This is a genomic window from Streptomyces xanthophaeus, assembly GCF_000725805.1.
GTDB classification, from domain to species: Bacteria; Actinomycetota; Actinomycetes; order Streptomycetales; family Streptomycetaceae; genus Streptomyces; species Streptomyces xanthophaeus.
In genome coordinates this window covers 1-11,574 of the sequence record NZ_KL647133.1, presented here as the reverse complement: position 1 = coordinate 11,574, position 11,574 = coordinate 1, and the positions used below count along the sequence as shown (strand labels likewise).

The 11,574-nt window shown below is 75.4% G+C and carries 7 protein-coding genes and 1 pseudogene; 4 read left to right on the top strand and 4 right to left on the bottom strand.

Features of this window, described 5'->3' with window-relative positions:
* Positions 1-60: 60 nt before the first annotated feature.
* The 3 genes from IO30_RS42380 to IO30_RS0132590 form a co-directional block, all read right to left on the bottom strand.
* Positions 61-2,145, bottom strand: a complete 2,085-nt coding sequence (locus IO30_RS42380; RefSeq protein WP_031149061.1) for a VMAP-C domain-containing protein — start codon at positions 2,143-2,145, stop codon at positions 61-63.
* Positions 2,142-3,476 carry a hypothetical protein gene (locus IO30_RS0132595; protein WP_031149059.1) on the bottom strand — a complete coding sequence of 445 codons (1,335 nt, stop codon included), beginning with the start codon at positions 3,474-3,476 and terminating at the stop codon, positions 2,142-2,144. Before IO30_RS0132595 ends, IO30_RS42380 begins: the two co-directional genes overlap by 4 nt.
* 112 nt (positions 3,477-3,588) lie before the next feature.
* Positions 3,589-3,930: a nuclear transport factor 2-like protein gene (locus IO30_RS0132590; protein ID WP_031149057.1), complete on the bottom strand. Its 342-nt coding sequence runs from the start codon at positions 3,928-3,930 to the stop codon at positions 3,589-3,591.
* A 208-nt stretch (positions 3,931-4,138) separates the two neighbouring features.
* Between IO30_RS0132590 and IO30_RS0132585 the strand changes: the two genes are divergently transcribed.
* Positions 4,139-7,699: an AfsR/SARP family transcriptional regulator gene (locus tag IO30_RS0132585; RefSeq protein WP_107066950.1), complete on the top strand. Its 3,561-nt coding sequence runs from the start codon at positions 4,139-4,141 to the stop codon at positions 7,697-7,699.
* A 16-nt stretch (positions 7,700-7,715) separates the two neighbouring features.
* Here IO30_RS0132585 and IO30_RS0132580 read toward each other — a convergent pair whose 3' ends face one another.
* A complete protein-coding gene (locus tag IO30_RS0132580; protein WP_031149053.1) occupies positions 7,716-7,898 on the bottom strand; it encodes a hypothetical protein in 183 nt (60 codons plus the stop codon).
* Between the two features lie 287 nt (positions 7,899-8,185).
* Here IO30_RS0132580 and IO30_RS0132575 point away from each other — a divergent pair, with 287 nt between their 5' ends.
* From IO30_RS0132575 to IO30_RS48230, 3 genes and pseudogenes are all read left to right on the top strand, one after another.
* Positions 8,186-9,622, top strand: coding sequence for a helix-turn-helix domain-containing protein (locus IO30_RS0132575; protein ID WP_234321650.1), 1,437 nt, complete (start codon positions 8,186-8,188; stop codon positions 9,620-9,622).
* A gap of 55 nt (positions 9,623-9,677) precedes the next feature.
* Positions 9,678-11,210 (top strand): annotated as a pseudogene (locus IO30_RS0132570) (condensation domain-containing protein); the annotation flags it as partial.
* Between the two features lie 88 nt (positions 11,211-11,298).
* A partial coding sequence (locus IO30_RS48230; RefSeq protein WP_425338118.1) for an AMP-binding protein occupies positions 11,299-11,574 on the top strand: 276 nt, incomplete at its 3' end.

Sequence of the window (11,574 nt, the reverse complement as noted above, 5' to 3'; positions counted from 1 at the left end):
GCCTGCCCGTCTCGGGCGGCGGCGTGGGCGGCGGCATCGGCATCGGCATCGGCATCGGCATCAGGACAGGGACCGGAGGGTGAGGGTGTCGTCGGGATCGTCCCACAACAGCACCAACCGGTCTCCCCCTTCCGGCTGTTGGTGCGCCGGGCCCGCTGCGCGGCCCGCCCCCGCGGCGGCCCGGCGCAGCGCCCGGACCCGGGCGGGCAAGGCGAGGACGTCCAGCGCCCCGGGGTCCGGGACCCCGTCCGGGCCGTCGGGCGGTGCGAGCAGGCCGAGGAGTCCGCCGGGCGGGGCGCCGCCCCCGCGGCGCCACACCATCACCGGGACCCCGCCTTCGAGTACGGCGTCCAGCAGTTCCCCGGTCCGCGTCCCGGCCGAGGTGTGCGCCAGGACGCAGGCCGGTGCCGGCTCCGCCCCCAGCTCCATCCCGAGCACGTCCGTCACCTCCGCGTCCTCCACCGTCCGGACCGCTCCGGCGTGCCGCCCGCCCTGCGCGCCGAGCCAGCGCCACTTCCTGCGCCAGTCCGCGCGGGCGTCCTCCCGTTCCTGTGGGCAGCGGACCACCACCTCGTAGAGCAGGCCCAGTGCCCGGGTGGTGCGGCCGCCGGTGCCCCGGGGCACCGGCCAGCGGTCGAAGGCGGTGTCCAGCAGCTCGTACGGCACGTGGAACTCGATCCGCTCCACGCCGTCGTAGGGCTGCCCGGCCTCCGGACCGCCGCCCGGGGTGCCCGCGACCGCGACGAGCCGCCGCACCAGCTCCTCGTGTACGGCGTCCAGCGCGACCGGGCTGCCCTCCGTCTCCCAGACGTGCTCGGTGGCGTCCCTGCGCAGCCACATCCGGGCCAGGTAGCCGTCCTCGCCGCCCGGCGGCGCCTCCAGCCGGACGTGCAGGGCCGTGCGCCGTGCCGGTGGCGGCGGTGGCGGCAGCGCGGGCAGGGACAGCCGCTCCCCGGTGGACCGCACCCACTCCCGCAGCCGGGCCGCCCAGACGGCGTCGTCCGCGACACCGGCCCGCCCCGACCCGGCCCGGTCGGCCACGAAGCGCACGAAGGGCACGGCGAGCGGCATCCCGCCGGGGCCGCCCCGGCGCTCGTCGAGGTCCTGGACCACCTCCAGCAGGCTCTCCCCCGGCAGTCCGCCGCTGACCGGGGTGGTGCAGCCGGCCGCCTTGAAGGCCCAGGTGTAGGCCTCGTGGGCGCAGCGCGGCAATTCGCGGCCCTCGAAGAGTTCGCCGAGGCCGTCCCAGGCCGTCTGGTCGAGCCGGGTGGCCGCTGCCGGGGGGCCGGAGGGCAGGTCCTCGTCGAGGAAGGAGCAGGCGTCCCAGTCGCGGTCCACGAGGAACTGCGGCAGCTGCCAGCCCTCGCCGCGCTCGCGCAGTTCCCGGAAGCTGCGGTGGATGCGGCGGGCCGCGTCGGGCAGTCCGGTGACCCCGTCCCGCACGGACTGCTGCCCGAGTTCGCCGAGGAGGGCCTCGGTGAAGCGGCCCGCGCCCCGTTCGGCGTCGCTCTGGGCCGCCTCGCCCTCCCGGGAGGCGTACAGCCGGAACTGGCGTCTGCCCGGTACCGAACTCCCGCCGCCGTAGTCGGTGGTGCCGAAGTTCCAGCGGGTGTCGCGGGGTGCGTCGACGCGGCAGCAGTCCACGAGGGCGGCCTGGAGCGGGAACCTTCGCTGTTTGACCAGGTCGGTGCGCCACCAGCGCAGGGCCGAGTCGAGGTTGAGGTGGCGGATCTGGCTGGGCCGGGCGTCGGCGCAGGGCAGGATCAGCTCCTGGCGCCCGCCGAGGTAGCCGTGCCCCGCCCAGAAGATCCACAGCAGGTCGCCGTCGCACTGCGGGAGTTCGTCGAGCAGCGCCGACTTGACGTTCTCCTCGGTGGCCGGCCGGTGCGCCGCCCGCAGGGACTCCATGGCCGGGGAGTCCGGCCACTGCACGGCGTCCGGATCGTCGAGCGGGGACAGCAGCAGCCGTACGTTGCCGGGCGGCACCTCCCCCGGGCCGGTCAGCCAGCGGGCGAACCGCAGGGCGTCGCGGACCGGGCCGCGCAGGTCCCAGTGGTGGCTGATGTCGTACCGCTCCACGCCGGCGACGAGGGCGAAGGTGCGCTGCGGGCCGAGGCCCGGGGGCAGCAGACCGGGGGGAATCACCCGATCTCCGCCTCGGCCACCGCCTGTTCGATGCGCTCGTAGAGGGAGTCCTGTTTCCAGTAGGCGCTGTGGCAGGCGGGGAAGGGCTGGCGGCTGGTGAGCTCGTGGTCGGTGACGCGCGGGTCGCCGGGGAAGACGGGGCCGGCGAGGTACGCGAGCACGTCCTGGCGGTCGTAGACGTTGAGCCAGCCCGGGAAGCCGTCGGGCAGTTTCGCGCCGGGGGCGAGGGCGGTCAGTGCGCCGAGTTCGTGGAGGAACGGTGCCTGGGAGCCGACGGTGACCAGCAGTTCCGCGCCGGGGACGGGCTCGCCGCGGGCGGCGGCGAGGGCGAGGAGGTCCACCAGGGCGATCCCGCCCAGGCTGTGGCCGATGAGTACGGTCGGCCCCGGCCCGGCGGTGATCCGCTCGCGCAGGAACTCCCGCAGGTCGTGGCCGCGGGCCTGGTAGCGCAGGATGTCGCCGAGGGCCGGGGTGGCCCCCACGGTGAGCGAGCCGCGCCAGGCGTTGAGCAGGGGCTGGGTGGTGACCCTCTGGGCGAGTCTGCCCAGGACGGCCGCCGCCCGGGCCCCGGGCACGCGGGCGTCGCCGCCGAGGCGGGCGCCGAGCAGCTCGACGAGGCGGTCGCGTTCGGCGCCGGTGCAGTCGGCCTCGGTCCCGGCGGAGGCGAGGGCGGCGGCCGTCACGGCCCGGGCGAGGGCGGTGGCCAGCTCGCGGGCATGGTGCTCGGCGGTGGCGCGGGCGGCGGCCCGGGCGGCCTCGGCGGAGCGGGCGGTGGAGTCCAGGGCGGCGGGGAAGCCCGCGACGAGGCCCGTGTCCCGGAGCAGGGCGGCGAGTTCGTCCTCGCCGTCGCCCTCCCGCACGGCCCCCGTGGCCGGGACCTGCGCCGGCGCGGGCAGGGCGGCCAGCAGGTCGAGGACCCTGGCCCCGGCGGACCGCACCCCCGGCATCGCGAACGGGTCGTGGCCGGGGCCGTCGGAACGGCCGGGGTCGTCGGCGCCGCCCCCGGTGTCCCAGCCCGCCTCGGCCAGGACCCGTACCTCGCAGAGCGGGTCGACGAGCAGCAGCGCCCACTCGGCCGTCTCGGCGTCGACCGGCGCGGGTCCGTCCCCGTCCCCGCCGCCGTACGGTCCCGGTGCGGTGACCGGGCGCGGGCGCAGCCCCGGTACGGACCGGCCCCCGGCGCCGAGGCTCGCCCCGAACCGGTCGCCCCAGTAGCAGGACTCCACCGAAGCCTGCGGGAATCGTGCCGCCAGGCGGCCTTGGACCAGTGCGAAGAGCGTGTCGTGCCGCTCGCGCCGGACTCCCGTGCCGTGGACAAAGAGAAAACGCATCGGTGCCCCGCCCCCCCTCGTGCATCCGTCCCCGCCCGCACCATAGCGCCGCCCGGATGACAGGGCCCCCGGAACGGCCGCTTCGGCCACGGGGCGCGCGGGAAGCGGAAGTTCAGGAGCGGTGGGGCGGTCCGCCCGCGTAGTACCGGCGGCAGGCCCGCAGCATTCCCTCGGCGGAGAGGGTGAACACGTCGACGAACTCCCGCTGCTGCGGGGCGAGCAGGCCCATCGCCACCACGCAGTCCCCGTCGGCGACGATCCGGGTGATGTGGTGGCGGGCACCGGGGGCGGGACGCTCCAGCTCGGCGACGCCGAGGGCGTCGGCGTGCAGGAGGGAGCCGTAGCCGTCGAGGTCACCGGCGTCGAGGTAGTGGTACGCGAGGCGCACGTGGTCGACTCCGGAGTCGGTGACGACGGGGCTGGGCGGGAGCCTCCTGGCGTTCCGGCTGTTCATGGGGGATGTCCTTCCGTACGGCCGCACCCCGGCCAGGTGGCGGCAGGTACACCGTCCTCGGGGACCGCAACTCGGGGCTATCGCCGCCCTATCACCGCCCACCCGGACACCGTCACCGAATCTCCACACCATGGACAACCGGAGAGGTGTTCGGGAAGACTGACCCCGCGCTCCACCCGTTCTCAGGTGTGCCCCAGCTGGGAGACCCATGACTTCTTCGCCCGGCGGGGTGCCGCACACCCCGGACGCGGTCGTGTTCCGGATCCTCGGCCCCTTACAGGTGACCGGGCGGAGCGGGCCGGTCAGGATTCCGCCGGGACGGCAGGAGGTCATCCTCGCCGCCCTGCTCCTGGAGGCGAACCGGGTCGTCAGCACGGACTACCTCGTCGATCTGATCTGGGACGACGAGCCGCCGGACACGGCGCGCACCCAGGTGCAGATCTGCGTGTCGCGGCTGCGCAAGCTGTTCACGAAGGCGGGGATCGCCGCCGCCATCACCACCCGGCCCCCCGGCTACGTCCTGAAGACCGAGGGCGATCTCGTCGACGCGGCCCTCTTCGCCCGCAAGGTCGCCGACGCCCGCACCCTGGGCCGCCAGGGCGGTGCGGCCGAGGCGGCGGAACTGCTGCGCTGCGCAGGCGAGTTATGGGAGGGCGACTGCCTGAGCGGGGTGTCGAGCGAGACCCTGCGCAGCAAGGCCCTGCAGCTCGACGAGGAACGGCTAATCGCCGCCGAGACCCGGATCGAGCTGGAGCTGGACCTGGGACGGCACCACCAGCTGGTCGGCGAGATCCAGTTGCTGGTACGGGTCCACCCGCTGCGGGAGCGGCTGCGCGGGCAGCTGATGCTGGCCCTGTACCGCTCGGGCCGCCAGGCGGAGGCCCTGGAGAGCTACCGGGTCGGGCGCGAACTGCTGGTGGAGGAGCTCGGCCTGGAGCCGGGCGGGGAGCTGCGCCGGCTGGAGTCGGCGATCCTGTCGGGCGAGGTCCCGCCCCCGTCCCGGCCGGGCTCGGACGGCTACAGCCCGCCGCCGCAGGTCCCGTACCCGGGATCCGCGTACCCGGACGGGAGCTCCGGCGCCTCGGGCCGGCCCGGGGGCGCCCCGGCGGGGGACGCGTACGGCCACGGCGGCGGGGCGCCCGCCGACGGGAGACCCGGCGAGGCGAGACCGGGCGGCAGGAGACCTGACGGGGCGAGACCCGGCGGGGACGCGGCCGGCGGTACGGCGCACGGAGCCGCCACCGGTACGGACAGCCGGCGGACCACCGGCGTCGGCGGCCTCGGCGTCGGCGCGGCCGGTGCACCCCTGCCGATCCCGACGGGACCGGGGGGCCGCCCGCGGGGCGGGTCCGCGGACCCCTTCGACGCACCCGGGGCCTACCGCGAGGAGACGCCCCGCCAACTGCCCGCGGACACTTCGGACTTCGTCGGCGACGAGGAGCAGATCGGCCGGATCGAACGGGCCCTGCTCGGCGAGGGCGGACGGCGGGCCGTCGGGCTCGCCGTGATCGTCGGGAAACCCGGCACGGGCAAGTCCACGCTGGCCACGCACATCGCGCACCGGCTCACCGACACGGGTTTCCCCGACGGGCAGTTGTACTGCGACCTGCGCGGCACCGGGGCTCCGGCCACCGCCGCGGAGGTGCTCGGCCGGTTCCTGCGGGCGCTGGGCATCCCGGGGCCGGTGATCCCGGAGTCGCAGGACGAGCGGGCCGAGATGTACCGGACCCTGCTGGCCTCGCGCAGGGTGCTGGTGGTCCTCGACGACGCCGCGTCCGAGAGCCAGATCCGGCCCCTGCTGCCCGGCAGCAACAGCTGCGCGGTGCTAGTCACCAGCCGGGTCCGGCTGACGGGACTGCCGGGTGCGTACCGCGTGGAGCTGGACGTCATGGACACCGCGCGGGCCCTGGAACTGCTGGTCCGCGTCGTCGGCGGCGACCGGGTGGAGCGCGAGGGGGTCGCGGCCGAGGCACTCATCCGGACCGTGGGCGGGCTGCCGCTGGCGCTGCGCATCGTGGCGGCCCGGCTGGCGGCACGCCCGCACTGGACGCTCGCCTCGATGGTGCACCGGCTGGCCAACGAGCGGCACCGCCTCGACGAGCTCACGCACGGCGAGATGACGATGCGGGCGAGCCTGTCCCTGACCCATGACGGGCTGGCCGCGGAGGACCGGAGGCTGCTGCGCCTGCTGAGCCTGGCCCAGGGGCCGACGCTGCCGGGCTGGCTGGCCGGGGCCCTGCTCGACGATCACCGGCCCTTCCCCTCGGACCTGTTGGAGCCGCTGGTCGACGTACAGATGCTGGACGTCGTCGGGGTGGAGTCCACGGGCGGGTTCCGCTACCGCTTCCACGAGATCATCCGGGTGTTCGCCCGGGAGCAGCTGGCCGTCCACGACGAGCCCGCCGCCCAGTCGGCGGCGCTCGGCCGGATGATGGGCGGCTGGATGTCGCTGGCCGAACAGGCCCACCGCAGGATCTACGGCGGCGACTTCACGGTGCTGCACGGCACCGCCCCGCGCTGGGAGCCCCCGGCGAGCTGCGTGGACGAACTGCTCGTGGATCCGCTGGAGTGGCTGGACAGCGAGCACGCGAACCTGGTCCAGGCCGTCGAGCACGCGGCGCGGGAGCAGATGGACGAGCTGTGCTGGGATCTGGCGACGACCCTGGCGACGCTGTTCGAGGCGCGCGGGTACTTCGACGACTGGGAGCGTACGCACCAGCTCGCCCTGGAGGCGGTGCGGGCGGCGGGCAACCGGCGGGGCAGCGCGGCGCTGCTCAGCTCGCTGGGCGTGCTGCACCTCGGCCGCAGCCAGCCGGAGGAGTCGCGGGCGGCCTTGACCTCCGCGCTGGGGGTGTTCCAGGAGCTCGGCGACCGGCAGGGGCTCGCCCTGTGCCACCGCGACCTCGCGCTGCTGGAGCGGATGCGGGGCAACGAGGACCGTGCGCTCACCCTGTACGACCGGGCGCTGCGGGATTTCGACCTGGTCGGTGATGTGGTGGGCAGGGCCATCGTCCTGACGCAGAGCGCGCACATCTGGATGCGGCGCGGGCAGACCGCCGCCGCGCAGGGCCGACTGGACGAGGCGCTCTCCATCTACCGCTCGGTGGGGTACACGGGCGGTCAGGCGCGGACCTTGCGCCGGGCGGGCCAGCTGTTGCAGGGGCAGGGCGAGCACGAGCGGGCGGTGCGGACGTTCAGCGAGGTGCTGGAGCTGTGCCGGGACGGCGGGGACGTGATCGGCGAGGGGCACCTGCTGCGGGACCTGGGCCACGCGTACGCCGACATGGGCCGGGGCGAGGCGGCGCAGGGGTTCTACACCCAGGCGCTGTCGGTGCGGGAGCAGATCATGGACCAGGGCGGGGCCGCTCTCGTCCGGATGGACCTGGCGCGGCTGCTCGCGTCGGACGGTGGCGCGGCGGAGCGTTCCCGGTCGCGGGAGCTGCTGGAGACGGCCGTACGGACCTTCCGCGAGCGGCGCATGGAGCCGGAACTGGCGGAGGCGGAGCGACTGCTGGGCGCTCCGGCGGATGCTGTGGGCGCTCCGGCGGATGCGGTGGGCGTGCCTGCCGATGCGGTGGGCCGGCCTTCCGGTGCGGTGGGCGGTCCGGCCGCTGTGCCGGGCGGGGCTGCCGTTCAGCCGGGTGTGCGGCGGGGTCTGTCGGGGGCGGCGGCCGTGGTGGGAGCGGAGCCGGCCGGCTCCGCGAGCCCCTTGGAGCCGCTGACGTCAGGGGTGCGCGTACCGGCGACGGGGTCCGCCGCCGGGGTCTGAGTTCCGCCGTGCGGTGTCAGTCCCAGGGGTTGGTGTCGGTGGTGGTGCTCGGCGACGGGGTGGCCACCGGCGCGGTGGTGCCCGCCGGGGTGGCGGGGACGGCGGGGCCGTCGGCCTGGGCGACCTGGGTGCCGAGGGCGGCGGCCCCGGCGATGGCAGCGGTGACGAGGGCGGCGCGGAGGGCGTGGGCGAGGTTCATTTCGGGTCCCTTCGTCGATGCGCTCCGGCCTTCCGGGGCGCTTCCTTCCTTCTGGACATCAACTTAGGAACCGCTGGAATCCCGGAACCGGCCCCGCTCCTATCCCCGCGCTATCACGCCCCGGCCCGCTGCCCGCCCCGGGGCGAACCGGCGATAGGACGACCGTCCGGGGGCCGTCCGTCCCGGGATGCCGGGGCGATAGCGGGCTGCCGACGATGGGAAGCAGGAACCGGGCCACACCACCCCAGGCCACGCCGTTCCCCACCACCTTCGCCGGGAGCGCACACATGAACGGGCACATGAACGGGCACATGACGGCGCACACGAACCTGCCCACGGGCCGGCACACGCACGTGCAGCCCCTCGCCACCACCGAAGCCACCGCCACCGGAGCCGCCGCCACCGCGCCGCTGGGCACCTTGATACGCACCCACCGGCTGCGGATCGGGCTCACCCAGCGGGAGCTGGCGGACCTGTCGACGATCAGCGTCAGAGCCATCCGCGACCTGGAGCAGGGCAAGGCCAGACGGCCGCGTCCCGACACCGTGCGGCTGATGGCCGACGCCCTGCGGCTCGGGCCGCGGGCCCGGGCCGCGTTGGAGGCGGCCGCCCAGCAGGGCCGGGCCACCGGGCTCGGGCCGGCCCGGCTGCCCGCGCCGCCCACCGCCCTGCACCCGGTCGTGGGCCGGGACACCGAAGCGGAGGTCCTCGCCGGGGAGCTGGCCTCGGGCACGGAGCGGCTGGTGAACGTGGTGGGGCTGAGCGGGGTGGGCAAGACGCGGCTGGCGCTGGAGGTCGCGGCGCGGCTGCACACCCGTGGCCTGCCGGTGCTGTGGCACGCCTTCCCCGGTGCGGCCGCCGACTACCTCGGCTGCGCCGGGGGCGAGCCCGCGGCCCGGGTCGCCGCGGCCGTCGCCGAGCTGTGCACGGTGGCGCCGGGCGGGTCCGGCGAGACTTCGGACGGCGCCGGGGAGCTCGCCGAACTGCTGGGCGAGCAGCCCGCGTTACTGGTGCTGGACGGGGCTCCGGCGGGGCCGCCCCGGTTCGACCGGCTGACCGGGCTGCTCCGTGCCTGCCCGGGGCTGCGGCTGCTGATCACCTCGGACGGGCCGTGGGAGGTGCCCGGCGAACGGATCTTCCTGCTGTCCCCGCTGGAGGTGCCCGCCGAGGGTGCCACGGACCCGGCCGCCGCCGCTGCGGTACGGGTCTTCCTCGGCCAGGTCCGGCGGGTACGGCCCGAGTTCGTGCCGGCTCGGGCCGACCTGGAACGGGCGGCGTGGATCTGCCGTCGCCTGGACGGGCATCCCGGGGCGCTGGCCGCGGCGGCGTCCTGGCTGGTGGTGTGCGACCTGGCCGCACTGCACCAGAGCCTGGACGCCGATCCGCTCGCCCTCCTCGACCACCTGGGCGCGGGGGCGGACACGGGGACGGGTGGGGGTTCCCAGCCCTTCCGGACGGTGCTGCGCGAGCGGATGGAGCGGCTGCCGCGGGGTGCGCGAGAGCTGCTGGCCTCGCTGTGCGACCGGCCCGGGGAGGAGTTCGCACTGACGGACCTCACGGGGCTGACGGGGCTCGGCCTGCCCGAGTGCGGCCGGATGCTGCGGGAGCTCCTGATCAGCGGGGCCGTCCGGGCCGCGCACGAGGGCGGCAGCTCCCGGTTCCGGGTGCTGGGCCTGGTCCGGGCGGCCTGCGGGGCGGGCCTGGCGGCTGCCGCCGGGGCGTGAACTGCTTCCCGAGTGCCGGAACAACTGCCGCCGCGTGCTGCACCCCGCGGGTTGGATGACGTACGGCCGGACCGCCCAGCACCCCGAGCAACTCCCCGTTTCCCAGCATCACTTGATGCCACCCATCCCCCGCGCACCGCCCGCGTGGCGCCTGCTCGCCGCCCGCTTGCCGTCCCTTTGCGCCACAGCGACTATCCCGAGGAGCCAGTGCATGTCCCCCAACGCGTCCGACCAGGACACCGCGCACGGGCCGGCCGCTGTGCGGCTGCCCCTGTCCGCCGCGCAGCGCGACATCTGGATGGCCCACGGTCTGGACGCCTCGGGCTGCCGCTACAACATCGGGGAGTACCGGGAGATCCTGGGCGCGCTCGACGCGGAGCTGTTCGCCCGGTGCTGGTACCAGCTGGCCCGCGAAGCCGACGCGCTGCGGCTGTGCGGCACCGGAGCGGGCGAGGTCGTGAACGCCGACGCCGAGGCGGACGCCGAGGCGGACGGCAGCCTGTGGCAGCTGCTTCACCCCGAACCGCACGGCCGGGAACTGGAGTTGCTGGACCTGAGCGGTGCGGACGACCCGGCGGCGGCGGCCCGCGACCGGATGGCGGCCGAACTGGCGCGGCCCTTCGACCTGACGGCCGACTGGCTGACCCGGCACCTGCTGATCCGGGCGGGCAGCACCGAGGAGGGGGTGGAGCGGTGGTTCTACTTCCACGGCTTCCACCACCTCGCCATCGACGGCATGGGCATCGCCCTGCTCGACCGCAGGCTCGTCGAGCTGTACGAGCAGGCCTCGGCCGGGGAGCCCTGGGGGCCGAGCCCGTTCGGTTCGCTGGCCGAACTGCTGGCGGAGGAGGCGGCGTACCGGTCGTCCCCGGAGGCGGCCGAGGACCGCGCGCACTGGACCGCGCACCTCGACGGCATCCCGCAGACCCCCCGCCTGGGAGAGGGCCGGACGGGCGGTGCCCCGGTGCGGGGCGAACTGCCCTTCGTACGGCGGACGGTGGTCCTGGCGCCCGGCCGGGTGGAGCAGCTGCGGGAGGCGGCCCGGGCCCACCGCGCTCCGTGGACGATGCTGGTGATCTCGCTGGTCGCGGCGTACGTGCACCGGGTCGGCGGGAGCCCGGAGCTGGTCCTGGGGCTGCCGGTGACGGCCCGGCGCACGGAGCTGGCGCGCTGCACGCCCGGCATGCTCTCGAACGTCGTACCGCTGCGGATACCGGTGGCGGCGGACGGATCGCTGAGCGGTCTGCTGGGCTCGGTGGTCACGGAGACCCGCCAGGCACTGCGGCACCAGCGGACCCGGTACGAGGACATCTGCCGGGACCTGGGCCTGGGTGAGGGGGAGCGGCGGATCGCGTCCCCGCTGGTCAACATCATGGCGTTCGCACCGGGGATGCGGTTCTGCGGCCTCCCGACCACACAGCACAACCTGAGCAACGGGCCGGTTGAGGACCTCGCGGTCGGTGTGTACGACCTCGGGCCGGAGGGCGGGCTGCGCATCGACTTCGACGCGGCCGCGGACGTGAGCGACATCGCGGTGGTGGCCGGGCACCAGGACCGGTTCGTGCGGTTCGTGGAGGCGGCGCTGGAGGACCTGGGGCTGCCGTTGTCGCAGGTGGAGCTGCTGGGGGAGACCGAGCGCCGACAGGTGCTGGAGGAGTGGACGGGGATACGCCCTCCTGGACCCCGAGTTCCCCGACGAACGCCTCACCGGCACCGCCCGCGACGCCGACCTCCACACCCTCGTCACCGACACCCGCCACCACCAGCGGGTAGGCGGCCCCTGGACCACCGTCCTCACCGACACCGAGAGCGAACTGATCGACGGTCAGGACGCCGCAGACCCGCGCGTCCCGCTGTCGCCGTCGGACGTGGCCTGCGTGATGTTCACCTCCGGCTCCACCGGACGCCCCAAAGGCATCCTCTCCTCCCACCGCAACCTCGTCTCCACCCTC

Excerpts from the sequence above, each read along its gene's own strand:
- IO30_RS0132595 (WP_031149059.1), bottom strand. The coding sequence starts at position 3,476 with ATGCGTTTTCTCTTTGTCCACGGCACGGGAGTCCGGCGCGAGCGGCAC.
- IO30_RS0132590 (WP_031149057.1), bottom strand. The coding sequence starts at position 3,930 with ATGAACAGCCGGAACGCCAGGAGGCTCCCGCCCAGCCCCGTCGTCACC.
- IO30_RS0132585 (WP_107066950.1), top strand. The coding sequence starts at position 4,139 with ATGACTTCTTCGCCCGGCGGGGTGCCGCACACCCCGGACGCGGTCGTG.
- IO30_RS0132580 (WP_031149053.1), bottom strand. The coding sequence starts at position 7,898 with ATGAACCTCGCCCACGCCCTCCGCGCCGCCCTCGTCACCGCTGCCATC.
- IO30_RS0132575 (WP_234321650.1), top strand. The coding sequence starts at position 8,186 with ATGAACGGGCACATGAACGGGCACATGACGGCGCACACGAACCTGCCC.